This window comes from Roseicyclus mahoneyensis, from assembly GCF_003148775.1.
GTDB lineage: Bacteria > Pseudomonadota > Alphaproteobacteria > Rhodobacterales > Rhodobacteraceae > Roseicyclus > Roseicyclus mahoneyensis.
This window is the reverse complement of sequence record NZ_QGGW01000001.1, coordinates 55,872-81,548: the sequence shown is the minus strand read 5'-3', so window position 1 is coordinate 81,548 and position 25,677 is coordinate 55,872. Positions and strand designations below refer to the sequence as shown.

General features: G+C 62.2%; 27 protein-coding genes. 10 read left to right on the top strand and 17 right to left on the bottom strand.

Annotated elements, in window-relative coordinates:
- The first annotated feature begins 6 nt into the window (after positions 1 to 6).
- Positions 7 to 705, top strand: a complete 699-nt coding sequence (locus C7455_RS00400; RefSeq protein ID WP_109664013.1) for a M48 family metalloprotease — start codon at positions 7 to 9, stop codon at positions 703 to 705.
- A gap of 49 nt (positions 706 to 754) precedes the next feature.
- Here the strand turns inward: C7455_RS00400 and C7455_RS00395 are convergent, their stop codons facing one another.
- From C7455_RS00395 to C7455_RS00345, 11 genes are all read right to left on the bottom strand, one after another.
- Complete coding sequence (locus tag C7455_RS00395) at positions 755 to 1,297, bottom strand: RSP_2648 family PIN domain-containing protein (RefSeq protein WP_109664010.1); 543 nt, start codon at positions 1,295 to 1,297, stop codon at positions 755 to 757.
- Positions 1,294 to 2,496, bottom strand: coding sequence for an RSP_2647 family RNA methyltransferase (locus tag C7455_RS00390; RefSeq protein WP_170118996.1), 1,203 nt, complete (start codon positions 2,494 to 2,496; stop codon positions 1,294 to 1,296). Before C7455_RS00390 ends, C7455_RS00395 begins: the two co-directional genes overlap by 4 nt.
- Before the next feature lie 43 nt (positions 2,497 to 2,539).
- Positions 2,540 to 3,172 carry a DUF6778 family protein gene (locus tag C7455_RS00385; RefSeq protein WP_109664005.1) on the bottom strand — a complete coding sequence of 211 codons (633 nt, stop codon included), beginning with the start codon at positions 3,170 to 3,172 and terminating at the stop codon, positions 2,540 to 2,542.
- Between the two features lie 215 nt (positions 3,173 to 3,387).
- Complete coding sequence (locus C7455_RS00380) at positions 3,388 to 4,149, bottom strand: HpcH/HpaI aldolase family protein (RefSeq protein WP_109664002.1); 762 nt, start codon at positions 4,147 to 4,149, stop codon at positions 3,388 to 3,390.
- 88 nt (positions 4,150 to 4,237) lie between these two features.
- On the bottom strand, positions 4,238 to 5,227 hold the full coding sequence (locus C7455_RS00375; protein WP_146199893.1) for a FliM/FliN family flagellar motor switch protein: 990 nt from the start codon (positions 5,225 to 5,227) through the stop codon (positions 4,238 to 4,240).
- Positions 5,228 to 5,306: 79 nt separating this feature from the next.
- Positions 5,307 to 7,991, bottom strand: a complete 2,685-nt coding sequence (locus C7455_RS00370) for an ATP-binding protein (RefSeq protein ID WP_109663997.1) — start codon at positions 7,989 to 7,991, stop codon at positions 5,307 to 5,309.
- Positions 7,991 to 8,296 (bottom strand): hypothetical protein, encoded by a 306-nt coding sequence (locus C7455_RS00365; RefSeq protein ID WP_109663994.1) that lies wholly within the window; start codon positions 8,294 to 8,296, stop codon positions 7,991 to 7,993. The genes C7455_RS00370 and C7455_RS00365 overlap by 1 nt, the downstream gene beginning before the upstream one ends.
- Positions 8,297 to 8,305: 9 nt before the next feature.
- Positions 8,306 to 8,701 (bottom strand): response regulator transcription factor, encoded by a 396-nt coding sequence (locus C7455_RS00360; RefSeq protein ID WP_109663991.1) that lies wholly within the window; start codon positions 8,699 to 8,701, stop codon positions 8,306 to 8,308.
- Positions 8,702 to 9,258: 557 nt separating this feature from the next.
- Positions 9,259 to 9,666, bottom strand: a complete 408-nt coding sequence (locus tag C7455_RS00355) for a curli assembly protein CsgF (protein WP_109663989.1) — start codon at positions 9,664 to 9,666, stop codon at positions 9,259 to 9,261.
- A complete protein-coding gene (locus tag C7455_RS00350; RefSeq protein WP_109663986.1) occupies positions 9,659 to 10,507 on the bottom strand; it encodes a CsgG/HfaB family protein in 849 nt (282 codons plus the stop codon). Before C7455_RS00350 ends, C7455_RS00355 begins: the two co-directional genes overlap by 8 nt.
- Before the next feature lie 26 nt (positions 10,508 to 10,533).
- On the bottom strand, positions 10,534 to 12,303 hold the full coding sequence (locus C7455_RS00345) for a beta strand repeat-containing protein (protein WP_109663984.1): 1,770 nt from the start codon (positions 12,301 to 12,303) through the stop codon (positions 10,534 to 10,536).
- A gap of 336 nt (positions 12,304 to 12,639) precedes the next feature.
- On the opposite strand from C7455_RS00345, the gene C7455_RS00340 reads away from it, so the two are divergent.
- Positions 12,640 to 13,302, top strand: a complete 663-nt coding sequence (locus C7455_RS00340; protein WP_170118959.1) for a LuxR C-terminal-related transcriptional regulator — start codon at positions 12,640 to 12,642, stop codon at positions 13,300 to 13,302.
- Positions 13,299 to 15,179 (top strand): sensor histidine kinase, encoded by a 1,881-nt coding sequence (locus tag C7455_RS00335; RefSeq protein WP_109663978.1) that lies wholly within the window; start codon positions 13,299 to 13,301, stop codon positions 15,177 to 15,179. Before C7455_RS00340 ends, C7455_RS00335 begins: the two co-directional genes overlap by 4 nt.
- 288 nt (positions 15,180 to 15,467) lie before the next feature.
- Here the strand turns inward: C7455_RS00335 and C7455_RS00330 are convergent, their stop codons facing one another.
- The 5 genes from C7455_RS00330 to C7455_RS20650 all read right to left on the bottom strand — a co-directional run bounded on the left by C7455_RS00330 (position 15,468) and on the right by C7455_RS20650 (position 19,763).
- The gene (locus tag C7455_RS00330) at positions 15,468 to 15,851 is read right to left on the bottom strand and encodes a hypothetical protein (RefSeq protein WP_146199892.1); all 384 of its coding nucleotides are present in this window, start codon (positions 15,849 to 15,851) and stop codon (positions 15,468 to 15,470) included.
- Positions 15,852 to 15,861: 10 nt separating this feature from the next.
- Positions 15,862 to 18,381: an alpha/beta fold hydrolase gene (locus C7455_RS00325; RefSeq protein WP_170118958.1), complete on the bottom strand. Its 2,520-nt coding sequence runs from the start codon at positions 18,379 to 18,381 to the stop codon at positions 15,862 to 15,864.
- A gap of 41 nt (positions 18,382 to 18,422) precedes the next feature.
- Positions 18,423 to 19,277: a flavin-containing monooxygenase gene (locus tag C7455_RS20660; RefSeq protein ID WP_146199891.1), complete on the bottom strand. Its 855-nt coding sequence runs from the start codon at positions 19,275 to 19,277 to the stop codon at positions 18,423 to 18,425.
- A 33-nt stretch (positions 19,278 to 19,310) separates the two neighbouring features.
- Complete coding sequence (locus C7455_RS20655) at positions 19,311 to 19,559, bottom strand: hypothetical protein (RefSeq protein WP_425450618.1); 249 nt, start codon at positions 19,557 to 19,559, stop codon at positions 19,311 to 19,313.
- A 78-nt stretch (positions 19,560 to 19,637) separates the two neighbouring features.
- Positions 19,638 to 19,763 (bottom strand): hypothetical protein, encoded by a 126-nt coding sequence (locus tag C7455_RS20650; protein WP_425450617.1) that lies wholly within the window; start codon positions 19,761 to 19,763, stop codon positions 19,638 to 19,640.
- Between the two features lie 134 nt (positions 19,764 to 19,897).
- Between C7455_RS20650 and C7455_RS00315 the strand changes: the two genes are divergently transcribed.
- The 3 genes from C7455_RS00315 to C7455_RS00305 all read left to right on the top strand — a co-directional run bounded on the left by C7455_RS00315 (position 19,898) and on the right by C7455_RS00305 (position 22,921).
- Entirely contained in the window at positions 19,898 to 20,533 is a 636-nt protein-coding gene (locus tag C7455_RS00315) for a TetR/AcrR family transcriptional regulator (protein ID WP_109663970.1), read from the top strand.
- Positions 20,534 to 21,664: 1,131 nt separating this feature from the next.
- Positions 21,665 to 22,438: a helix-turn-helix domain-containing protein gene (locus C7455_RS00310; RefSeq protein ID WP_170118957.1), complete on the top strand. Its 774-nt coding sequence runs from the start codon at positions 21,665 to 21,667 to the stop codon at positions 22,436 to 22,438.
- Between the two features lie 81 nt (positions 22,439 to 22,519).
- Complete coding sequence (locus C7455_RS00305) at positions 22,520 to 22,921, top strand: VOC family protein (protein WP_109663965.1); 402 nt, start codon at positions 22,520 to 22,522, stop codon at positions 22,919 to 22,921.
- On the opposite strand, the gene C7455_RS00300 is transcribed toward C7455_RS00305, so the two are convergent.
- Complete coding sequence (locus C7455_RS00300) at positions 22,900 to 23,379, bottom strand: MarR family winged helix-turn-helix transcriptional regulator (RefSeq protein WP_109663962.1); 480 nt, start codon at positions 23,377 to 23,379, stop codon at positions 22,900 to 22,902. The two genes, C7455_RS00305 and C7455_RS00300, sit on opposite strands and share 22 nt — an antisense overlap.
- Before the next feature lie 117 nt (positions 23,380 to 23,496).
- Between C7455_RS00300 and C7455_RS00295 the strand changes: the two genes are divergently transcribed.
- From C7455_RS00295 to C7455_RS00280, 4 genes are read left to right on the top strand one after another with little or no spacing between them, the layout of a single operon-like run.
- The gene (locus tag C7455_RS00295; protein WP_211315417.1) at positions 23,497 to 23,931 is read left to right on the top strand and encodes a VOC family protein; all 435 of its coding nucleotides are present in this window, start codon (positions 23,497 to 23,499) and stop codon (positions 23,929 to 23,931) included.
- 27 nt (positions 23,932 to 23,958) lie between these two features.
- Entirely contained in the window at positions 23,959 to 24,615 is a 657-nt protein-coding gene (locus tag C7455_RS00290) for a glutathione S-transferase family protein (RefSeq protein WP_109663959.1), read from the top strand.
- A gap of 18 nt (positions 24,616 to 24,633) precedes the next feature.
- Entirely contained in the window at positions 24,634 to 25,323 is a 690-nt protein-coding gene (locus tag C7455_RS00285) for a DUF899 domain-containing protein (protein WP_109663957.1), read from the top strand.
- Between the two features lie 46 nt (positions 25,324 to 25,369).
- Positions 25,370 to 25,675 carry a DUF6958 family protein gene (locus tag C7455_RS00280; RefSeq protein ID WP_109663954.1) on the top strand — a complete coding sequence of 102 codons (306 nt, stop codon included), beginning with the start codon at positions 25,370 to 25,372 and terminating at the stop codon, positions 25,673 to 25,675.
- Positions 25,676 to 25,677 lie beyond the last annotated feature (2 nt).

Here is a 25,677-nt window from a genome sequence, read left to right as displayed (position 1 = left end):
AGCCACATGTTGAAGCTGACCCCCATCCTTCTGGCCATCGGCTACGCGCTGCTGATGTACCAGTTTTCCGCGTGGCGCACCAAGCGCGAGCTGGACGCGCGCTCGACCGAGCTGGCCGACCCGCGCCTGCGCGGGTTGATGGCCCGCATGGCCGAGGCCCTGGGCGTGGAGCGTATCCGCGTCAACATCTACGAGGTCGAGCCGGTGAACGGTCTGGCCGCGCCGGATGGGCGGATTTTCCTGACGCGGGGCTTTTACAACAAGTATCGGGCGGGCGAGGTCACGGGGGAAGAACTGGCCAGCGTGGTCGCGCATGAACTGGGCCACGTGGCACTGGGTCATTCACGGCGGAGGATGATCGATTTCTCGGGACAGAACGCAGTACGCGTGGCGCTGGCCACGGTTCTGGGCCGGTTGATCCCCGGCGTCGGCGTCTGGATCGCCAACACGCTGGCGGGCATGCTGGCCGCGCGTCTGTCGCGGCAAGATGAATACGAGGCGGACGCCTATGCCGCCGCGCTGCTCACAAGGGCCGGGATCGGCACGGAGCCGCAGAAGGCGCTGTTCCTCAAGCTCGAAAAGCTGACCGGCATGGGTGGGCGCGGCATACCCGCATGGCTGATGAGCCATCCCAAGACCGAAGACCGTGTACGCGCCATCGAGGCGCTGGAAGCGCGCTGGACGCGGGAATTGCCACAGGAGTGAGGTGCGTTTTGCTGCAGCAAGACCGCAGGGAAAACGCTTTTATGGCAGCCTAGCCCAACGCTTTGGCCAGCCGCGACAGCCGCACCCGCTTTAGCAATGCGCGCATGTCCATGTCTTGGCCGGACAGCCGTTGAGCCGTGGCGTGGACCCCTGTCACCACATCCCCGACCGGACCGGGATGGGCCAGCCACAGATCATACAGCGCCGCGTCGGGATGGACGGCGCTCACCCCGTGGGGGGACAGTTCGCGCGCCGGAAAATCCCGCAGGTTGAGGGTGATGATCGTCCCGGCCTGCCCCGTGATGGCGGTCGCCAGCACATGGATATCGCCCCCGTCGGGCAGCCAGAGCCGCGCCTCCATGGCCGGGTCGGCGGCGACGCGCGCCTGTGGAAAGGCAAGACCCAGCGCCGCAATCTCGCCCCGCGCCAGAGCCTCGTCTGCTGCGCCGCCATGCCGCGCCGCGGTGCGGGCCCATTCCTCCAGCAAACGATCCGACCACAGCGGCGCGATCAGCCCCGCGCGCGCCACCCCCAGAACGATCTCGCGCAAGACCGTGGGGTAAAGCACGCAGGCATCGATCACCGCCCTCATGGCATCAAGCGGAACGCCAGCGCCTTGAGATAGCCTGTCTCGGTCAGGGCCGGGTGCTGCGGATGGTCTGGCCCGGCGAAGCCGGTGTGGATCACGCGCGCATCGCCCCCCGCCCGACCGATCCCGCGCAGGCAGGCCGCGCGGAACTTGCCCAGATCAGCGGCATGACTGCACGAACACAAGATCAAGACACCGCCCGGCGCAACCAACGCTGTGGCCAGACGCGCCACCCGCTCATAAGCGCGCAAGCCCGGCTCCAGCGCGGTCTTCGACGGCGCGAAGGCGGGCGGGTCGCAGATCACCAGATCGAATTGCGCCCCCTCGGCGGCCAGCGCCTCCATCTCGGCGAAGGCGTCGCCCTTGCGGGTGGTGAGCCGATCCGCGACGCCCAGTGCCACCGCCCCCTCCTGCGCCATCACCAGCGCGGGTTCGGAGCCGTCGATGGCCACGGCGTGCTCGGCCCCCGCCGCAAGCGAGGCCAGCGCAAAGCCGCCCACATGCGCGAACACGTCCAGCACACGCGCACCCCGCGCCAGACGGGCCGCAAAAGCGTGATTGTCGCGCTGGTCATAGAACAGGCCGGTCTTCTGCCCGCCCATCACATCGGCCATGTAGGTGGCGCCGTTCATCGGGACAGGGATCGCCGCCTCAGGTGCGGTGCCAGCCAACACCGCCGAAACCTCGGGCAAGCCTTCGGCCAACCGCGCACGGGCGGTTCCGTTCTTGATGAGCGTGGAACACCCCGTGGCGGCCAGAAGGCCCTGCGCCACCAGATCCTCGCGCTCTTCCAGCCAGATGGCGTTGGGCTGCATCACCAGCGTATCGCCGAAACGGTCGACGATCAGCCCGGGCAGGCCGTCGCCCTCGGCATGGATCAGGCGGTAGAAGGGCGTCGCGTAAAGCCGTTCGCGCAGGTCCAGCGCGGCCTTGATGCGGGACGCCAGCCACACCCCATCGATGACGGCAGCCGGGTCACGGTCAAGCAGGCGCAGGCCGATCTTGCCCTCGACCGTGGCCACGCCAAGGCCCAGCGGCTGACGCTCGGCATCCTCCAGCACGGCCAGTGAGCCGGCGGGAATGGCGCGCGAGCGGCGATCAAGCACAAGGTCATCCGACCACGCCCAGGGGGCGCCATGGCGGATGCGGCGGGCGTCGGCCTTGGGGCGCAGACGCAGGACGGGATAGGAAATGGGGGGCATGGTCATGCCCCCCCTCTAGCCCGGTCGCCGCCGCAACGGAAGATCAGTTCTGGACCTGCGCCACAGTCAAAAGGTCGAAGTAAGGCGTCGGGAACTCGATCCGGGCCCATTCCTGAAGGCGGGCGGTGATGCGGACGGTCTGCGTGATGCCCTGCGCCTCGGCCTCGATCGCCTGACGGCCGCCATAGGCGCGGAAGGTCAGGTCGACATCGCGCGGACCAGACAGGATCTCACCAGTTTCGGCATGGCGCACGGTCAGGACGAACTCGATCTCATGCTCGCCGCCGACGGTGTAGCGGGCACGTTCCGTCACCGCGTGGAAGCGCGTCACTTCAAGCGACACGACCACCGGGGTCGAGGCCCCTTCGCGCGGGCGCAGGACCGGACCGAGCGCTTGGGTCATCAGGGTTTCGATCTGGTCGTACCGGTCACCGGGCGGGTCGCCGCGCCAGACGATATCGGCGACGGGCTTGATCGAATTGGCCTCGGAGACAGTCAATGTCCGGGGCACGTCGATCTCGACCGCGGTGATGGACCAATCCTGCGTTGGCGCGTCGATCACAGGGGCGATGGTGCTGATCGATGCGTTGCGCATCACATCAAGGGGCGTGCCGCAGGCCGACAGGCCAAGCAAGGCCGCAACGATCAGCGCGGGGGTTGTGAAGATACGTTTCATTGCCGGGCCTCCTTGCCGCCTTTTGGCGGGCTTTTCGGATGATCTGCTCATGGATCACGCCGCCCGGGGGTCGGACGACAGAGACAAAATCGCCCCGGCACAGGGCGAAAGCGCGGTCGAACCACGTCAGGGCAAGGGTTTTCCTCGGGTCATTTGCGGTCGGATTTGCGTCAGGTTTTCGGCAAATGCGGCGGAAATCCGACCCAGCTTCCGGCTCAGGGCGCGGTCAGCCCCGCCTTGGCGGCGCGCGCGCCGGCGATGATCCAGGCCTGTTCCGAGGCGACGAACCAGGCGTTGACCCCGTGGCGTGCCAACGTGCGGCCCGCGGCGGCATCGGCCACGAAGGTGGCGTAGCCCTTTCCCGCAGCCTTCGCCGCACGGCCCACGCGGCCCTGCGCCGCCTGCAGTTCGGGGCTGGACTGGTCGGTCTTGCCATAGGCGACGGACAGGTCGGCGGGGCCGAGAAACAGCGCGTCGATGCCCGCGACCGCGGCGATGTCCTCGCAGCACGCGACCGCCTCGGGGTCCTCGATCTGGGCGATGACGACGGTTTCGGACCGGCTGCGTTCCAGAAGTGTCGCCATGTCGGACCCGCCAAAGCCCGCCCAGCGGGTCGACCCGGCAAAGCCGCGCCCGCCATGGCCAAATCGCGCCGCGCGCGCCACGCGGGTGGCCGTGGGCACGTCGATGACATGGGGCACCACGACGCCCAACGCCCCAAGATCCAGCGCCGCGCCGATCTCGGCCGCATCGGCCTTGGGCACCCGCACCAGAAGCGGCAGGTCCGCCGCCCGGGCAAGCGCGCCGCAGGCATTCATCGCCGCCCGGTCGAAGGGGGCGTGTTCGGCGTCAAGGCAGACGAAATCGAGACCCGACAAGATCAGCACCTCGAGCACGTCGATGGCGGGCGTCTTCATGAAGGTGCCGACAAGGGTCTTGCCCCCGATCAGATCGCCGCGGAATGTTGCCTGTCCCATCCATCACCCCCATCGCTTGCCCGTGACAGTGGCGGGCGTGCGGGGGGATTGCAATGGCGCGCGCGGCGCCCCGGGTCAGGCGCAAGGCCTAGCGCGCCACAAGCCCAGGCAGGGATACGGCGGCGGGCATGGGGTCGGGCACCGGCACCGGTGTCGACGTCGTTGGCGCAGGTGACGGGGCGCGCGCCACCTGCCCGTTCAGCCGCAAGGCGCGCCGCCCTCCGGACTGGCCCAACCGCCCGGTGGCCACGACGCGCCCGCCTGCCGCCTCGAGCCTGACCGCCTGCAGGTCGGAGGCGTCAAAGGGCAGCACATCGCCAACCGCCAACCCCTCGACCCGGGCGAGCGGGCGCGTGAGGCGCATCAGCACCGCCTCCACCGACAGCGGCAGGGCGTCGAGCATGCGGGCGCGCGCCGCGATCCAGCCCGGATCGGCGACGGGCCCCGCCGCGGGGGTGGGTCCGGCACCCTCGAGCTTGGACTGCGGAAGGGCCAGCACGACGCGCGAACGCCGTTCGACCCCGTCAAAGCCCAGACCGGCGGACATCACGGTATAGGCCCCATCGGGCATGAGCAGGTTGATCTGGCCGCGGTCGCGGATGCGGCTGCCATAGGCCATGCGGGCGGGCCAATCGCGCCCCGCGATCCCCCCGGCCTCACGACCCAGCGCGGCCAGCGCCAGATCGATGAAATCGCGCACCAGCGCCTCGTCGATGCGGGTGACGGGACGCGGCGGCAGCTCGGCCGCCTCGATCCGGCCGGTGGTCTGCACCTCGACCAGCGCGTCGATCAGGCCGGGACCGACCGCCAAAAGGCCGCGCGCGCCCCCCTCGGCCTCCAGCGCGGCGATGAGACCGTGATCGGGCAAGCCCGCGACCAGCCCGTCAAGGTCGCACCCGGCTGTCACCGTGATGGCGCTGGGCATCAGGCCCAGCCCGTCGAAGGGCGTGGCGGCATGGCGCAGGGCCCGGCCAAGCGCGCGGATGGCCTGCGGCACGGCATCGGGGGGCGCGGCGGGCGGGCGGGCATGGGCGGCGATCTTGCGCCTGAGCACGGTGGGATCGACGGAAAGGGTCATGGCCTGTGAGCGGTGTCCGAAGAGCTGGCGCAGGTTTCCACCCTGCACCTCGCAGGATTAAGGCGCGGTAAACGCCGCCTCAGGCCGCGCGCAAGGCGCGCGCGGGCAACCTAACGCGAAAGCGCACCCCGCTGTCGCTGGGCACATAGGTCAGCCCGCCGCCCAGCCGGGCCATGATCTCGCGGCTGATGGCAAGGCCAAGCCCTGCCCCAGGCGCCCCCTTGGCGGTATCGGCGCGGGCGAATTTCTCGAAGATCAGCGCGCGTTGGCGGGCCGGAATGCCGCTGCCGTTGTCGGAGAACTCGACCTCGACCCGGCCGGGGCGCTGGCGCACGGCGATGGTCAGTTCGGGCGTCTCGGCGTCGCAATATTTCTGCGCATTCGAGATCAGATTGATGAAGACCTGCGCCAGCCGGTCGGCATCGGTCCAGATCGTCACCGCCTCGGCGGCCGGGTCGCGCAAGATCGCCAGCCGCCCGGTGCCGACCTGCGCGCCCGCCGACCGGATCGCGCGGTCCAGCACATCGCCCAGCATCGCCTCGCCCTCGTGCAGCGTGACGCGCCCGTGTTCCAGCACCGCAAGATCTAGCAGATCGTCCAGCAGCCGCGTCAGGCGCAGGCTTTCATCATGGATGATGCGCGAGAACCGCGCGCGGGCGGCATCATCAACCGGATCGGCCTGCATGAGGATTTCCGAAAACGCCCGGATCGAGGTCATGGGCGTGCGCAGCTCATGGCTGATCTGGCCCAGAAAGGCATCCTTTTGCCGCGACAGTTCGGTGAGCTTGGCATTGGCCTCGCGCAGGCGGGCGGCGGTCTGGGCCAGTTCGCTCGATTTCGCCTCGAGCTGGCTGGAATATTCCATGATCTGCGCGGTTTCATCCGCCACCGCCAGCAAGTCGCGCACCGACACGCTGGCCCCGCCGATGATCTGGGCGACCATCGCATGGGCCGTGGCGGCCCCCACCGATCCCGCCATCTCGCGCTCCAGCCGTTCGAGGAAATCGGGCGTGGGTTCAGGCAGCCCGCCTGCCCTGCCCTGCGCCTCGGCGGCGGTCTGAAACAGCCGACCCGCGCGCCCCGCCCCCAGAATGCGCTGCGCCATGATCAAGAGGTCATCGGCCATGCCCACCGCGCCCTGCCAACCATAGAGCGGGCGGGAATGGTCGTAGACATTGACGAATTGCGCGCCCTGCAAGCGTTCCAGCGGGCCGGGAAAGGACAAAAGCGAGCCAAGGATGAACAAAAGCGTGTTGACCCCCAGCGACAGCACCATCGCGGTCAGCAGCGGATCGGTCGATTGCAGGCCCAAGGGCGTCGCCGGGCTGAGCCAGCCGATGCCGAAAGGCCCTGCCGCCAGAACGGTGGGAATGATGCCGCCGGTCTCGGCCACATTGGGAATCAACAAGAGCCATGCCCAGATGGCAAAGCCCGCCCCGATGCCCAAGGCCGCCCCGATCCGCGTCGCGCCGCGCCACAAGATGCCGCCCAGAAGGGCTGGCAGGATCTGCGCGACCCCTAGAAAGGCGATGAGCCCGATATCGGCCAGCGCATCCGCGCCCCCCGACAGGCGGTAGTAGCCGTAGCCCAGAAACAGAACGCCCCCGATCGACAGCCGCCGCGCCATCAGCGCCACGCGCCGCATGTCGCCCGACATCGGATCGTCATGCCGCGTGAACTGCAGCCAGAGCGGCATGATGATATGGTTCGACAGCATCGTGGACAGGGCCAGCGCCGCCACGATCACCATCGAGGTCGCCGCCGAAAAACCTCCGAGAAACACCAAAAGCGCCAACCCCTCCTGCCCCAAGCCCAGCGGAACCGTCAGCACGAAAAGATCCGGATTGCCCTCGGTCCCGTAGATTTCGAGACCCACCACCGCGATCGGCACCACAAAAAGGCTGATGAGCAGCAGATAGAGCGGAAAGGCCCATGCCGCCGTCGCAAGATGGCGCTCGTCCGAGTTCTCGACCACCAGCACCTGAAACATGCGCGGCAGGCACAAGATCGCCGTGCCCGCCAGCACCGTCAGCCCCAGCCAACGCGCGCCGTTCCAACCGGCTTGGGTGACGGGGCTTGTCTCGATCCGGGCCAGCATGTCGGCGGGCCCGTCCGCCACGCCCCAGACCACGAAAACGCCCACGGCAAGGATCGCGGCCAGCTTTACGATCGCCTCGAGGGCGATGGCCGACACGAGGCCCGGATGGCGTTCGTTCACGTCGAGCGAGCGGGTGCCGAAAATGATGGTGAACAGCGCGAGCCCCGCCGCAACCCAGATCGCCGTCTGTTCCGTATCGGGCGCCCCGAAGGCCCCGGGCCGGGCAAAGACCGAGAAGGACAGCGTCACCGACTGCAATTGCAACGCGATATAGGGCGTCGCGCCCAACACCGAGAGCACCGTCACAAGGGCCGCCAGACCACCCGACTTGCCATAACGGCTTGAGATCATATCGGCGATGGAGGTGATGCGCTGCGCGCGCCCGATGCGCACCATCTTTCTGAGCAGCCAGAACCAGCCGATGAACACCAGCGTCGGACCAAGATAGATGGTCAGGAATTCGAGCCCATTGCGCACCGCCGATCCGACCGCGCCATAAAAGGTCCAGGCGGTGGTGTAGATCGACAGCGACAATGTGTAGGTGATCGGCGAATTGAGCCAACGCGCCTTGCCCTCTGTGGCGCGCTTTTCCGCCAGAAAGGCGATGCCGAAAAGAATCGCCACGTAAAGCACGCAGACCGCCACCAGCCCGTCGAAACTGAGCATCAGCGCGCCTCTCCCGGATCTGGTCGGGTTTCCGGGGCGGGGGTGGCCTCAGGCGGTGCCCCCTCGGGTCTGTCGCTTTGCATCAGGGCGCGCGACACGAAGCCGGTCAACACGATCAGGCCGACCCAGACGGTGAAATAATAGATCAGCCAACCCGAGATCTGGACCCCCGCCTCCTGTGTGTCGCCTCGGATGAAGATCGGGGCGAAAACCAGCACAAGACCCAGCACCGGCAACAGTCGGGCCGCATCTTGCAACCGGGCCTGCCGGTAGGTGCGCCGTTCGAGAAACAGCCGCCGTGCCATGGATCGCCCTCAGCCGGTGCCGCGGGCCTGACCGGCCCGCGCCGCGCCCAGCCGGTCTATGGTGGTCAGCAGGTCCGCATTGGAAAAGGGCTTGGTCAGATAGGCGGTCGCGCCCAGCTCCAGCGCGGTCTCGCGGTCCCGGGCCTGACCGCGTGCGGTCAGCATCAGGATCGGCAGATCGGCCGTGGCGGGGGCCGCGCGCAGGTCGCGCAAGATCTCCAGCCCCGAGCGCCCCGGCAGCATCACGTCGAGCACGACGACATCTGGCGCGACCCGCGCCACCGCGCCGAGCGCCGTTGCCCCATTGCCATGACCATGCACGTCCCATCCTGCCCGCGACAGGATGAAGGTGATGGCCTCGAGGATGTTGCCCTCGTCCTCGATCAAAAGGATGCGTCCGCCCACGGCTGTCCTCCCTCCGCCTTGGGTGGGATGAGTGTGCAGCGCGCCGCGCGATTAGGCAATGGGCATGGCGGGACGGTGTCGCGGCGCCTAACCCGCCGTCACACCGCGGATCGGGTCGCAGGCAGGTACCGGCATCGGGAACTGGATCACCTGCTGCAACCAACACTGCCCTCACACTGAACATGGCGGTCAAGAACCCGCCGTGGTCTGCGTCAATGCAATCGAAACCGACCGGCAGGTGCGGGCAAGAGCTGAAACCAGCCGGTGATCTGTCCATGACTCGGGCAGGAGTTCATGCTTCGGGCAACAGCGGATCCTCAAGCTCGACGATGCCCGGCGAAGATCGCAACTTGGCGTCAAGCGTCCAACGACGGGAGGCCGCATCGCGCAATCAGCGGCAGACAACCGATGACCATGCGCCCTTGGTCCGGGACAGCATCCCGGGGTCTTCCTCCGCCGCAAATCCTCGGTTTGGCTGGTCCAGATCAAGGGCTGGAGCCAACGAGACGACAGACCTGTGGCAGGTCAGGGCAATGTCGCTCGGTGCATCGCGCAGCCTAGAATTCGGGAATGATGATCTCGATTGTTTCGTCACCCTGTATCAGGGTCAAGACGACGTTGCCGTCGACGCTGTCGAACAAGACACTGAAGTCGCCGATGGTGAAGTTGTCCGGCAAGGGCGCGTCGGGATCGTCAAGCTCCAGATTGCGTATGTTCGCAGTGATCGCAGACGCGATCGCCGAAAGGGAGCGGCGTTGAATCTGGGCCGCGAAATATTCGAGGTCCGATTGCGGCGTCCGCGCGACCACGGGGGCGTTGAATTGCCTGTTGGCCAGCCCCAGCAGATGGGAGCCGTTGAGCGGTGGGCCGCCAAAGCTTGGGTTGACCGACTCGAACCTGAGGGATTCGGCCGAAACCCCGGAGGCCGCACAGATCGCGATCATGACCGAAAGGCGCTTAAACATCGTTGAACATCTCCGTCAGGGCGATATCGATCGCGAGGAACAGCGCGCGCGTTGCGGGGTCGTTGACCACGTTGAGCTGCTCGACCTCCAGAAGGCGATCGGTGCGCACCAGCGCGAAGATGTCTCCGCCGCGGGAGGAGCTGTCGATGAACTGGGCGGCGGCACCCGTGGCGATGATCTCGCCGCTGCGCACGTCGATCAGTTGCACCATCACGCTGACCTGATCGCGAGAAGCCCGGTTGCGCAGGCGCACCCCGGCAATTCCCATCCCCGTGCCATTGTCGATCAGGCGCCGATCGTAGCCAACGACCGCCCCGTGGATAAGATAGTCACTCACCCGCAGTGGGGCCATTTCGATAGCGGGCGGGACGCGACCGGCCAACTGGTCGCGCAGCATCTCGGGGGCGGCGGCAACCACCTCGGCCTCGTGGAACGCGTTGATCTGATCTGCCAAGCGGCGCTCGTTGAGCAGATTGTTCAAACCTGCCCTGTCCAGCACGCGGTAGGCGTCGTTCCCGTTGGCGCGCATCAAGATATACTCGGTCAGGAACCGCCCGGAGGCGGCAACCGCCGTGGAGGTTCCGCCCTCGATCCGGGCGCCGGTAAGGTCTTCGAATTGTGCCACAGCGACGCTGCGTGGGCGGGGGCCCGAGAAAAACAGGTTGGCCGCCTCGGACACTTGGTCCGAGGCGGCCAATTGAATGACCGGCCCGCTCTGGTCGGAGACCTGTTGATGCCGCGACGCCGCCATCTCGCCGCATCCCGCCAGACAGGCGGAGACGATCAAGATTGCCAAACGCAAGAACACCGATGGCCGCCGGATCAAAGAGTGACTGGTCATTCGCGAGTCGACTTTCTTCAAAAGTGTCAGAAACTGCCGTCGCAGGTGGTACCGTAAGTGCAACCGGAGGCCACGATCAGGCTTGAGCCGTTGCTTGCCGCCTGAACAAAGCCAGTGCCAAGCGACCTGAACGAGGAGGTGTATCCCGTCCCTTGCTCGGTAACGGCTCCAGCAAAGCCGGATCCGTAAACAACGTGGGACAAGTTCGAGGTGCCGAACTCATAGTCGAACGAGTTGTAATCTCCGGTATAGTCGAGGTCATAGAAGGCCCCACCACCACCGATCGCGGTGATTGAGTTTCCATCGCCCTCGATATCGAGATCCAAGATGTCGGTGTCACTACCCTGTACGTTCAACTGAAGCCGGTTGTTGTAACCGATCACATCGAGCGCGACCTCACGGAATTGCGTGATCGTGCCATAAAGCGCGTTGCCGTCACCATCGATGGTCACATCGACGTCGTACACGTCGATCGTCTCAAACGCGGCAGCAATGGGGCCCGAAGTGTTCGAATTGCCCAGCACCGTGAACTGATAACCACCGTTTTCCATGTTCAATGTAGAGCGGTTGCTGAGAGTGAAGTTGTTTTCAGAGACCTCGGCTCCCAAACCGCCGAAGGTAATGGTCGGGTTCGACGACGTGTCATCATAGGTGTTCATGAACCTCACGGCGTTATCCGTACCGTAGACCGACACTTCGGCATTGCCGGACGTCAAGACAATGTTGTACCCATTGTCACCGATGGAGGCCTCGGTCCCGATCCTGATCGACACGTCGGTGAAATCATCGGCTCTCACAACGTTGTCGGTTCCGAAAATATCGAGTGCAGAGGTGGCATTCGCGGTTGAGACACCATTGTTCGCACCAGTGTCGCTGTTGACCGTAAGCTCGCTGCCCGAACCGCCCACTCGGAACACATTCGTACCCTCGCCAGAGGCCGCAATGGCTACAGTCGAACGGGCGTCCGTCACATCCACCGTCAGATTGTTCACGCCAGCCGTGTCATTGCTTTGTGTGACCGAGACGTCGTTTTCGTCGCCGACAAGGTCGAAATCAAGGATGTTGTTGATGCCAAGCTGTCGGATCAAGACAGTGTTGTTGGTACCCGCACCATAGCCCGCGCTGCTTTCGATTTGGACATTGATCTGGCTGTACTCTGTGGCCGAGGCGGCCGCACCATCGTTGTCCTGCACGACGGTGATGGTGTCACCCGAACCGATCGCTGCCACGTAGATATCGGCGAATTCGTCATTCGTGACATTTACGACAATATCATCGCCGGTGATGTTGATGTCGAACAAGCCGTAGTCTTCCGCTCCGGACTGGGCATTGGTCGCGGCATCGACCGTGTTTCCGTCACCCGTGACGTCGATGGTTTGCGTGGTCTGCGCCACCGCCCCACCGAATGAGCGCAAGTAGATCATGTTCGCGGCGCCATCGAGCGTGATGGTCGAAATCGTGTTGCCCAACTGCGTCACGAAGACATAGTTCGCCGTGGGGTCGCTTCCGGCTGTGTTGGAGACGTCGATGACCAGGCTGTTCGAGCCCCCGGCTGCATCTTGAACGGCGCCGTCGTTCACGGCGGAGTTTACAAAGAGGTTCTGCCCTGTCGTCGTGGCCATCAGGGTGTTTGTGTCGCTTCCCGTGGCACCGATCTGCGAAATGTTTGAGCTGGTGGGAAGGTCCTGAGCGAGAGCGAGGCCAGTAGACAGCACAAGCGCGGTCGTTCCAAGCAGCACAGCATGTGCGACACGGGTCTGTGCCTTGCGGTGCGTAGAAATTGGGGTCTTTTGCATGATTATGCTCCGATTGCGTGACCAGTGGCCGCTGTCGCACTTCGGCGCGGATTCACAAATACCACCTACAGGGTAGCGTCCGCAGGTTGACTTGAGATTTCACGCCCGCAATGCCCGCGCCATACCATTCACATGGTACGCATGCGGGTCGGGGTTGTGGTCGATGGCAACGCTGCGCTAATGTTCACTTGCAGGCCTTTGGTGGCCTCCGGTTTTTTTCCAGTATTCGTCGGGTTTATTTGTGTAACGGTGCCATCGGGCGCAGACCGTTGCGATGCAATGACCCGACCGTGTTTTCGGTTCGCTGGGCAATCTTGCCCGCAGAGGTCAAACACGATGATCACCATTGCGGTATTGGAAGACAATCTGCTTCTCAGCGACCGGATGGTCAGCATCCTGCGCGGCTGGGACCAAGTATATTCGGTGTGTGCATTCGCATCAAACCAAGCGTTCTGCGCGCATGCATCAGCCGAGACCGTCGATATCCTACTAGCCGATCTGAATGTCGAAGACGGCAGCGGCGTCGAAAGTATCGCCTATTTGTCGAAAGCTCAGCCGGAAAGCATGTCGATCGTCATTTCAGCTCTATCTGACAGCGAAAGTATAGTCAGCGCAATATCATCGGGGGCAGTCGGATATCTGCACAAGGACGACAGCTCCTTCGAAATCGTTGCATCGATCAAGACCGCCTTGGCCGGAGAGTCGCCCATTTCACCTGCCATTGCGCGCAAACTCGTGGGTCGGTTGCATTCGTCGGCCGCACCTGAAAAACCTTGCGGTGCACCCGTTGAACGCACGGGTCAACAAATTCTGACCGCTCGTGAAATCGAGGTGCTGAACCTGATCGCCAAGGGCTTGTCCTATTCTGAATGCGCTGCAGTTCTGGCCATTTCGGAACAGACGGTGCCGGTACATGTGCGCAACATTTATCGGAAACTCCATGCGAAAAACAGATCCGAGGCGGTGTACGAAGCCCGCTTTCTCGGGGTGATCACATGATGATCGTCACAAGGGCCGGACATCGCCGTTTCGTGGTCATGATCTGTTTGCTCATGCCGTTCTTCATGATCTTTCTGCTGTATCAATTCCTGCGGATCGCCGACACCAGTGCGGTGATCACGCAATTCCACAACGAATTGACCCAAGCGACAGGATCTCTACCCTTTTCCAACGTGACCCCGGATCGGGACCGGCTCGAGGGGCCGACCGTGTCCGGTGTGCTGGACATGTCTGCGGCGCCCATAAGACCACAAGACCACATTTTCATCCCGTCCTTTTCGGGTGCGCTTGTTGTGTATGTCGACGGAAGAGTCGCATTCAACAGCACCGTCAACCCCGGCACTCAAACGGCAAACGTGAGCGAAAGCGTGCTTCTGCCTGGCCCTTTCGGGTTTGGGGAAGCCACGGAAATCACGTTCGGGCTCTATCGAAACGATACGATCTTTGTCGGGATGTCCCAAGTGTATCTGGGCTCCGAGGAAGCGATGAGACGCGCAGCCTTGCGGTATGATTTCTATTCTTCCTTCCTGAGGGCAGTGTATTGGGGTGCCGAAGCCTTCAGTATCTTCGTGATGGGGTTGTTGTTCATCTTTCGCGCAATCGACAGGCGTTTGATTCCACTCTTCATTATTTTCTCATACTTTCTGGCCGTGCAATCTCCGGTCACATTGACGGATTATGTCAACTTCTCGGGATACCTGCCCTATATCAATTGCCTGGGTTTTCTGGTGTCCTGGAGCCTGTTCGCATTTTATCAAGACCTTTCCAGCGACGGCCAGAGAAAATTACAACCGAAGTATCTATATATTGCAATTGGCAGTGCCTTAGGGGCATTGCTGTTCAACCTGCTGTTACCGCAGTTCGGCAGATACTTGCATTTGCTGGTCACATTTCCTGTGATGGTGACGGCACTTTATGCAACAGGGTTCTTGTCGTTGCGGCAGGTGCTGCGGTCAGGCCGGGTCGACTCGGCCGTTTTTGCTGTGGCCGCGCTAACGGTCGGAGTGTCGTTGACGCATGACCTGATGGTACGTACGGGGTTTCTTGGGTCGCATGTATTGGCCATCGGTACATCATCGTTCAATTTCTTTTTATGCACCGCGTTCCTGGTGATATCGCGTATCCTTAGCGCAAAGGCCGCACTTCAAGATCAAAACAAGATCATGGAGGAAGCGTTGACCCTCAGGACAGAACAGCTTGTTCAAGAGTTCAAGGTGCAGGGTAAACTGCGGGAACAGAATGCGGCAAGCATCGAGACCCAAAGGATCACCCGCGACCTGCACGACGGCGTTTTAACCTATTTGTCCATGATCCAATCTCTCGCAGAAACGGCACCAACCGGAAACAGTGATTATATCAATGGCTTGGCCAAAAACGCCATCCGCGAAATCCGCGTCATCCTCGAAGTGAACCTGTTGGAAAAAAATTCCATCTTCGTGACGTTGTCTGTCCTCAGAAGCCAGGTCATCGGCCCGCTCAAACATGCAGGGGTTGATGTCCAATGGGATTTGCTGGCACTTTTAGACCAAACCATAATTGATCGAAAACACGCACTGAACCTGTTCCGCATAATGCAAGAAGCGATACACAATGCAGTTCTGCGGGCGCAATGCACATCCCTGATCGTCAAGGCAACACATGATCCGATGAACAACTCATTGGTTATTGGAGTGACCAATACAGGAGGGTACGAATTGGTGTGCGCGCATGAGGCAGGCCATGGTATTGGCAACATGCGTCGTCGCGCCACCATGATCGGGGCGGAGTTCACGCTGCAGCCACTGGCTGGAGGTGCCCAACTCGAACTTCGTTTTGCCGCATCTGCGGGCGGCACCCTTCTGGCGGTACGTCCAACCAGAGCAGATGCGCGCCTCTGATAATCAGACATTATTCTGAACCATACGGCGCCCGGGTTTTTCGTTCGGGGCCCGGTTTCATTGATCTGATTGAAGCAGCTGTTGCTGCATGCTTCATAAAATCGAACCGTCGGGCGTGACGAAGGACAAAATTCTGCGTAACCGCCCGGCCTCACTGCTTTGCGGGGCATAGAAGGCGAACGATGGTGTCCACGACGAGTTAGAAGCGAACGCTAGGTCTAATGCGTGATCATGATGCTGTACTTCGAGGACCAGAGATTGGTAGCTACAAGCCCCTTGATCAAACAGCTATCCCCGATCCCCCTTGAGCCATCGATAGGCATCAATGTAGTCGAGAACAAGCGAGACCGTATTCGTCACGCCGAGCACGATCAAATAGATACCGAACGGTGTCGTGCTGTTCGGACGCAAGATCACGATCAGAATTACCAACCCAGTCCAGAACGGCAGATGAGGCAAAGCCATCGTGCGCGAAAATCGTTGTTCGACGAACAGGATGATCACGTTCAGCGCCATAGCGATGATCGCCAGAAACGCCACCGTTGTTCCCCAATCTTCCGCGACAAAGGCGAGGCTTGAAAGATTAACCGGTACAAGCCAGAACGAGACCCAGATCTGCACCCAAAGGGGTATCGACCGGAACGATTTCCAAATCGTGAGAGTGATATCCAACACTGTCGTTCTAGCTCCCGGTGCTTGCATGAAAATCGGCAAAGCGTTGGCGCAGTTCGTTTTTCAGAACCTTGCCAGTTGCGCCGATTGGCAGTTGGTCGACAAAAGTGAGGTCCGGCACCTGCCAGGACGGCACGGATTGGGAAAACAATGCGCGGATCTCTTCGCTGTTCGTGTCCTTGCCGCCAGCGCAAACGCATACCAAAAGCGGCCGCTCGTCCCATTTGGGGTGTGGCACGGCGATTGCTGCTGCATCGACAACATCGGGATGCCGTTTGGCGATATCTTCAAGATGAACCGAACTGATCCACTCTCCGCCTGATTTGATGAGGTCCTTGTCCCGGTCGGTGATCGTCATGCACGAATCTGGTCCGATTGATGCAATGTCACCGGTGTCAAACCATCCGTCCCTTGTTGCGGGTTCATCCGCTCCAAAATGGCGGTCGATGACCCAATGCCCGCGAACTTTCAGGGAGCCGACTATATTCTCGCCCCCGGAACTCTGCGCGCCCCCAGAATCGGTCACTTTCAGCGAGACCCCAAACGGGGCACGGCCCTGTTGCTTGAGGCGTCGAACGGCATCGTCGGCGTCAAGACTGGCGATTTCCGATGGCGTAAGCGCGCTAATCGTGCCCAGCGGCGATGTTTCGGTCATGCCCCAGCCGTGCATAACTTCGACACCGTAATCCGTACGAAAGGCGCGGATCATCGCTTCGGAGACTGCGGATCCGCCGATGATCGTGCGCTTCATGGTGGTGAATTTGGTCCCTGTCTTCCGCAGGTGCCCAAGCAATGCCTGCCAAACCGTTGGGACACCGGCAGACAGGGTCGTTTTCGTTTCTTCGAAGAAATCAAATAGCGCGTCACCCGACAGGCTCGCGCCGGGCAAAGCCAAAGAGGCGCCAGAGATCGCGGCAGCAAACGGCAACGACCACGCATTCACATGGAACATGGGCACGATTGGAGCTACCGTGTCATCCCGCGAAATGGACAGGACGGCAGGGCCGACGGCTACCATCGCCTCAAGCACAAGCGCCCTGTGGGAATAGAGCACTCCCTTTGGGTTACCGGTGGTACCTGAGGTATAGCACAAGATGGCGGCCGCCTGCTCATCCAGCGATGGCCAAGCGGCGATCGGTGCCGCCCCGTCCAGCAGGTCTTCGTAGCCTGGTTCGGTCCACATCGGGTCCTGCGGCGCGTTGGACATCTGGAACCAGTATTCGACCCGCGGGCACATCGGCTTCAGCATTGCGATCAGGCCCGAAAAGGTGCCGTCGAAGAACACGATCCTGTCGTCCGCCTGGTTTATCATGAATTGCAGGTGATCGATCGACAGGCGAGGGTTGATCGTGTGCAAGACAGCCCCGATGCCGGTCGCCGCGTAGTAAAGTTCCAGGTGGCGATGCGTGTTCCATGCGATGGATGCCACCCGGTCGCTCTCGCCAATCCCGAGGTCGACAAGCGCCTGCGCAAGCCTGCGTGCACGTTGCCCCGTGTCGCGCCAGGTCTGCCGGTGGATGGGGCCTTGCTCGCCGAGTTTCGGCGGTGCTTGTCGCGACCAGATGGGCACATCAGGTGACGAAGCCTCCACGTGCTCGAGGATCGAAGACAAGGTCAACGGCAGGTATTGCATCTGTCCAAGCATCTTGGCCCTCTTCGTGTCGCCGGTGGGGATTGGTGATTGGACCTGCGCGCATTGCGTCGCGGCCGGTTCAGGAAATGTACGCTTCGCGCTGCCCAAAACGTCACGTGCAAGCCATTGCTCAATCACCATGGCCGCGTCCTGCCAGCGGTCATCGACCGTCAGCATGTGAGAGGCCAAGGGCAACATGATCGGTTCCACCGCGTGAAAACGTCCGGTTTCAACGATGTTTTTATGGCTGACAATCTGGTCGAACTCGGCCCCGATCACGGCAACCGGAGTGCCCGGAGGGGCGCGTCTGCGCAGGGGCTTGAACAGCATGTCAAGAAAGGCGCGAAAGCTCTCGGCCTGCAAATGGCGCAGCAAATGATCCTTGTCGATCCGGCTTTCATCGCGGGAAAACAACAACCCGCGAGCGGTGTCCGGATCGGCGACGACGCCATAGAGGTTCAGCGTCGCAATTGTTCGAACCAGAGCCTTGGGGCGCTCCGTTGCAACGCGGTGCAGTGCATGCCACGCCCCCGACGGCGGTACCGAGGCCAGCAGGGCCATCGCGCGCAGGGGGTGTTGCGCAGCATACTTTTGCACAATGTACCCACCCATCGAGTGACCGATCAGAACAGGGTTGTCCAGCCCTCTGGCTGCGACCGCGACATCGGATACGTAATGCGCGAGGGAGGACCACCGAACGCGCCCTTCCGAGTTGCCATGGCCGCGCAGCGACAGGGCGCGGCACCGAAATCCCCTGTCCGCAAACCACGGCAGAAAGAAGTTGTCCCAATACCAGGCCGACGACCACGCGCCGTGGACAAACAGAAGATCGGCGCGCGGGGTGCCGGTCATCGGCTCCAGCGTGGTCACCTCAAGCGCGCCGGCTTGGCCGGCCATGCGCTCGACCATCCTGGTCAATCGCGGCTGCACCATGTGGGTTACTCGGCCGCGATGCTTGCCAGGCCCGGCGAGGTTCGGTGAACCGGCGCAGGCTTGGATCGCGCGATCTGGGCCTTGAGCCGCGCGCGGAAGGCCATGTCGTTCACAGTGATCGTGTGACGCGGAGACTCCACCTGGTGCACATCGGGATCGGCCAACTCGGCGTCGATCAACGCCTTCAGTGGTCTTTTTGGGGTCCACAGTCCGGCCAGATGGCGTGCGGCAAGCTTCGCTTGCAGCTCGGCCCCGGGCCAAATGCATCCAAGCGGCTGGAACAACCCAATAAAATAGAGGTTCGGGAGGTTCTCAGGGATCATTTTTTCATAGAGGCGCACGGGCGACGTCGACAAGTCCAGGACGGACTTGTCCAAGAACGGATGGGTAATCTTGAACCCTGTGCACGCGACCACCGTGTCGAATTCACGCGATGAGCCGTCCACGAAGTGCACGGTCTTGCCATCGAACCTGTCGATGTCGCCCGTTGGCAGGACCTTGCCGTGTCGGATAGCCAAATACAGATCTGAATTCAGCGTTGGGTGGCTTCCAAAGATTTCGTGATCAGGTTCAGGCAACCCGATGGCACTGTTCTTGCCTTGGATAAGGTTGAGTAGAAACTTCAACCCCCGAAGCTGCGCCCATTGGGGCCATTTGCGGTGGCGGTAGTAAAACTTGTCGACCGGCTCTCCAAGAATGAATTTCGGGATCAGGTAATAGCCCCTGCGCCAACTGATATACGTGTGCTTCGAGACCCGGGAGGTTTCGACGGCCACATCGCAGGCAGAGTTGCCGCCACCGATGACCAGAACACGTTTGCCCGCGAATGGGGCTGCGCGCTTGTAATCATGTGAATGGATGTATTCGCCTTCAAACTTGCCGGGGTAGTCAGGCTACCGCAGGGTGTGGTGGTGGCCGCTCGCGACGCAAAGCGCATCGAAGACGCGACTGCCCTCGATCCCCTCCCCGGATGTCCAGATCAGGCGCCAGCGCCCATCCGGCAGTGGCTCGGTCTTTGTTACGACAGTCTTGAACTTGATGTGGCCCCGCAGACCAAATTCTGTCGCATAGGCGTTGAAGTACCTGAGCAACTGAACATGCGACGGGTAGTCCGGGCTGTCTTGCGGAAGCGGAAAGTCCATATACTCGGATGTGTATTTCGAACTGATGATGTGGGTCGTCTCGAAGACGCTGGAATGGCCAGTGGCATCATTGAAGCGTCAGTTGCCTCCGACATCCTCGCACCTGTCGAACGCCGTCACGTCAAAGCCAAGATCCAGGAAGTTCTTGATAGTCGGCAAGCCCGCCGGGCCTACCCCGATAACTGCAACTGATTTTTCAGACATGGAAACTCCTCCTGCGACACGGCTTTCATATCGTGACACATGTGTCAAGTATTTACTGACACATGTGTCATAAGATGATCCATTGCTGAACTCGGGCATGGAAACGACGCACGTGGCGTGTCATACCGCGTGCCATGCAGCGCGAACGCATCCCCCATTCGGAAACACGAAAGATGAACCTCAGTCAGTTCATCGCGGCAGGTCGGCATGTGTTTGCGACGATCGGGTACGACGCCGCCTCTGCACGTGACATCGTCAAACAAAGCGGCTTGGCTCAGGGGTCATTCTACAACTATTTCAGCGACAAACGTGCGTTGTTCGAAACCATATTGGCACAGATCTTCGAGCCCCTGGTTCCTCTGTTGAAGGCTGAACGGCAACAAGCGACATCACCGTATGAATTCTTATTCAACGCCTTTGAAGCCTGCTACGTCTTGCCGCTCAATGAGCCGGAGACGGCAGCCATAATATCCCGCAATCAGACAATATTCAGAGAACTGTTCTATATCTCTGGCGAACAAAACCAAATTCGAGAGGATCTGCGCGCAGACCTCGAACAGGGGCAGGCCGAGGGCAAGTTCAGACATTTCGACAGTGGCATGATGGCCGATGCCATGATCTCGCTGGGGATGGACCTGGTTGTTCAAACGGCAAAGGATCCGGTCGCCGGAAAGGCAAGACTGGTTTTTTTGGCTGAGCTTTTTTTGCCAAGGATTGTTCCAGATGATTTGGATGGATCATCAGACTCGAACGCACGACGAAGCCATTGAAAACCTTGGAAACGGAGGGCGGTAGATACGTGCTATACGTTCGAGGAACATATGCGCAGACCCAAGTTCTCGTAACCGCAAACGCGTGCCTGACCTGCTCCAGCGCGTCATTTTCTTCAGACGCTTTTCCCCACGGCATTCATGTGCCTCTTTGATCAGTTCGAGATTATGTCTGGAACGAACTGCCCAGTTAATCTGGACGCCTCGGCCAGCGTCTTAAAGCGCATCCTTTCCGGATCGAGAGCGGTGCCGGTCGGGAGAGGAATGGACACCCGGAAGTTTGCATCAAAACCCCAACGCAGGTCCACGGCAGTGTTGTCTTGCGCCTCGACCACAAAACCGTGGCGAGCAGTGACGTCCTAGCAGGCCTTGAGCACGTCGAGCGACAGCCGCTGACTGAGCGCTGGGGTCAAGTTTCGCGGAGATTTGGTGATTGGCATGTCTGGATGTTGTCACGGCGGATTTCCGACGCTCACAACGCAAAAAGCCCCCGCTTTTCAGGAGGACTCGTCAAACGTTGAGGTAAAACGCGAGTGACTATACAAAAGTTTTGTCGGATTCTAACTATCTGGAAAGGTTAGGCTAATTTGGTTGCGGGGACTCGCAGGCAACGATTGCTGCGATTGGTTGTGCGCGAGATACCTCGGCTCGTAGCCTAGGTTAGATTGGAGCTAAGTGCCCGCCAATGCTTGGCGCTGCGTGTGATCCTTACCACCACGGCGATTCTGCTGCTTCTTCTGAACCTCCGCCGCGAAGGAGAAAGCGGTTGGCGCGCGGCTTGATGTCTGTGAGAGAAGTGATGCCATCAACCGCCATATGCTCGACGCCGCCGCCCGCCGCCCACTTCATCGGAACATTCTGGCTGGCTGGCACATGCCGTTGACGGACGCCGCCAAAGCGAAGCACAGTAACGTCGCGCTTGCGGCCTCTCGGATCGTGCGCCTTGGCGGTTCTTACGCCTGTTCTGGGTCGCGCAGCTGGCCTCGCAGCCGAGCCAGCCACCGAGTCCTCGGCTCCTGGCTGCCTATGCGTCCAAACCCTGTTATCCTGGTCGAACGAATACGCAGGTGTTTGCGAAAGCTGGAAAGGAGTGTCGTGACACAATCGGAGGGAAGCAGCGCTGTTCACGTGATGCGTTCGGCAAGCCCGCCGCAACTTGCGGGACTGGTCCATCGGATCACCTGCTACAACGCTGACGGATCGGACAGCGCCGGAGACCGCGAAATCGCCTCCTTTGTCGTACCTATCATCTTCAGCTTCGCCGACCCGTTCTGGATCGCCTTCGACCGGCCTCCAGTTATGGACGAACGGATCGGCAGCTTCGTCTCCGGCCTGCATCCCGGCTATGTTGATATCGCCTATGGCGGGCCGATCTCCTGCGTCCAGATCGACCTCACCCCTCTCGGCGCAGGCCTCTTCTTTCGCCGCCCGATGTCCGATTTCGCAACGCGCCTCGTGCCGCTGGAGGATGTCGGGGATCCGACCCTGATCGACTTGCGCGAGCGGCTTGGCACGGCGGGCACACGGCCCGAGCGGTTGGGGATCGCGGTGGCTTTCCTAGAACAGCGGCTTCTAGGCCAGCCAGTCGATCCTGCGGCAGCCTTTATCTGGTCAGAGATCCAGCGCAGCCGGGGTGCGCTGCGGATCGACCGGTTGACCGATGATCTAGGCTGGAGCCGCAAGCGTCTGGCGACCTATTCCCACAACGCGTTCGGGCTGACGCCAAAGCGGCTGGCCCGGATCGCACGATTTCACCATGCAATTCACCTTGCAAACAGCGCTGGCCGCCCGGACTGGGCCGGCATCGCGGTCGATTGCGGTTATGCCGATCAGGCACATCTGGTGCGCGACTTCACGACCTTCGCAGGCGCGACGCCGGAGCGGTGGCGCAACCGCGAGAGTTAGGCGCCGCCGAAACAAATCTTCAATCCATCCATGGGCGACCGCGGCTAAGCTCCGGCGAAGCAACAGACATGGAGATTGAAGATGACTGAGGCCCCGAGGATTTACCCTACCTTCCGCTACCGTGACGCTGCAGCCATGATGAAGTGGTTATGTGATACCGTCGGCTTCACCGTCCATGCCCGCCATCCGGCCGAAGGCGATGTCGCCCATGCCGAGCTGGCCTACGGGTCGTCGATGATCATGATCGGCGCGGTCCGCGACGACGCCTATGGCGCGCTCGTCGGTGCTCCGGGGCAGGACGGTGGCAAGTCCATTTATGTCGCGGTCGAGGACGTGGACGCGCTGCACAGACGGGTTGCCGCCTCTGGCGTCGTGATCGAGGAAGGGCTGGTCGACCGAGACCACGGCAGCCGCGAGTTCATCTGCCGCGATCCAGAGGGTAACCTTTGGTGCTTCGGCACCTACTGGCCGAAGACGGAGTAGGCAAGTGGCGGCACCTGCCGCAGATCGGCCCGCAGCCGGTTCGGCGCGCCTTCGGGCAGGGCCGCGTCGAGAGTTGCATGTGTCTCGCGCCAGGTCGGCAGCGCCGCCGCAAGAAGTGCCACGCCTTCGCCCGTGATCTGGACCAGACGGCTGCGGCGGTCCGTCTTGTCCGGCTTGATCTGCACCAGCCCCCGGCGTTCCAGCGGCTTGAGGGCTGCGGTCAGGGACGTCCGATCCATGGCGAGGAAGGACGCAAGCACCCCGATCGAGGGCGGCTCGGGTCGGTTCAGCGCCATCAGCAGCGAGAACTGCCCGTTGTTGAGGCCATAAGGCCGGAGCGCATTGTCGAAGAGTCGCGCCAGCGCCCTCGCCGCGCGCTGTGTGTGCAGGCACAGGCAGGTCTCGGCGACATGAACGACGATTTCGCGGTCGAGCGGCTTGGCTATGGACTCGGTCATGATAGGTTGGTATCAACTTATATTGGAATGATCAATGCGGCTCGTCATCGCAGGGCCTTCGACCGTTCAAGGTCGGTGAGGATGCAGCGCCGGAAAGCCATACAGGGAGACCAAATCATGATGACACCGCAGCTCTACCTGTTCTTCAAGGGCGACTGCCTCGAGGCCATGACCCACTATGCCGAAACGCTTGGCGGGACGATCGAAGGGGTCTTCCTGAACAAGGATGCGGGCTCGCCGGAAGAGCAGATGCCGGGCGGTGACGACATGGTCATGAATCTTGCCATGCGGCTTGGCGACACCCTGATGATGGCCTCGGACAATTCCGACGAGATGTATGAACGGCCGCAGGGTTTCCGCATCCAGATCGAAGCGCCATCGACGGGCGAGTTCGACCGGGTTTTCGCCGCGCTGTCCGACGGCGCGCGCGACATGCCGATGCCTCCCGGCGAAACCTTCTGGGCCGAGCGCTTTGCCATGTTCACCGACAGGTTCGGGACCCCTTGGATGCTGAATTTCACAGGGTCGCGGTCGCCGGATGCAACCACATAACCATCGCAGCAGCCGCGGAGTCATTCCATGTCCGATCTTGTTCTAACTACCGCGGATTGGGTTCCCGACGAGCCGCGCGGCTACGTCCGCGACCTGCGCGTCCGATGGGCGCTGGAAGAGGCAGGGCTGCCTTACCGCGTGGCCACGACATCCTTCGAGGATGTCGAAGCGCGGCTGCCGTTCCAGCCGTTCGGGCAGATACCCTGGCTGACCGATGGCGACCTCACGCTGTTCGAAACCGGCGCGATCCTGCTGCACCTCGGGGAGCGGAGCGAGGTGTTGATACCAGTCGATCCGGCGGGCCGGGCCAACGTGCTGCAATGGGTGTTCGCCGCGCAGAACTCCATCGAGACGGCGGCGTTGCCTTGGGTCATCTGGAGCTCCGCCGGAGACGAAACGCGCTGCCCCGGTCGCGATGGGCTGGATGCCTATCTGGACGGGCGGCTCACCCGGTTGGAGGCCGTACTTGCCGGGCGCGAGTGGCTGGCTGACCGGTTCAGCGCCGCTGACATCCTGATGGCGGACGCGTTGCGGCTCTTCAACGGATCCGACGTGCTTGCAGATTTCCCGGCCTGCCGCGCCTACGTGGAGCGCGCCACCGCGCGCCCTGCGTTCCGCAAGGCGCATGCCGATCAACTGGCTCACTTCGCCGCCGCCGATGCGCAGCGCGCAATTGCGTCTTGAGGGAAAGGAAGCGCGACAATGGCAGACACCACGCTCAGACCGAAGGTCGTTTCCAAGGACGAATGGGCCGAGGCGCGTGCCGCGCTGCTTGCCGAGGAGAAGGCGCTGACGCGCGCGCAGGACCGACTGGCCGCGGCACGCCGGCGCCTGCCCCGTCACGAGGTCGAGGATCGCTACAGGTTCGAGACCGGGACCGGTCCCGTCTGCCTGTCCGACCTCTTCGACGGGCGCGACCAGCTCATCGTCTACCACCACATGCTGCGCCGCGCCGATCCCGATCCCTGCCCAGGCTGTTCGATGTTCGCCGACAGCGTGCCGCATCTCGCGCATCTTCACGCCCGCAACACCTCGCTCGTCATGGTTTCGCAAGCGCCGCTGGCCGAGATCAAGACCTTCAAGGCCCGCATGGGCTGGACCATGCCCTGGGTCGAGACGCGCGACAGCTTCAACGCCGATTTCGGTGTGACCGGCGGCTTCGGCCTCAACGTGTTCCTGCGCGAGGGCGGCACGATCTGGCGCACCTATTTCACCAACGCACGGGGCGTTGAAGCGCTCGGCAGCGTCTGGAGCTTCCTCGACCTCACCCCCTACGGCCGGCAGGAAACCTGGCAGGACGCTCCCGGCGGCACGCCTCAGGACGCGCCCTACGAGTGGTGGCGGCTTCATGACGATTATGGCGAAGCGGACGGGGGATGCTGTGGGACGTGATGGGCAAGTCAGATCAGAAGCCGGATTGGGGGAGTAGGGAAAGCCAATGCCCGATGAAAAGATCGAGATCGAGAACTTCACGTCGCCAGGGCGGACCGAACGCGTGAACCGCGCGAAGTACGAGGCGATGCGGGACGCGCTGCTGGCGGTCCTGCCGGACACCGCGCCGGGGCTCAAGGTGCCCGACGCCAAGGCGGCGCTGCTGCCATTGCTGCCCGACGAGCTGTTTCCCGAGGGCGCCACCGCCGGCTGGTGGCTGAAGGCAGCACAACTCGACCTCGAAGCCAAGGGCATCATTAGGCGCGCCCCGTCGAAGCCGGTGCAGCTTTACCGGACCAATGCCGGGACATGAGC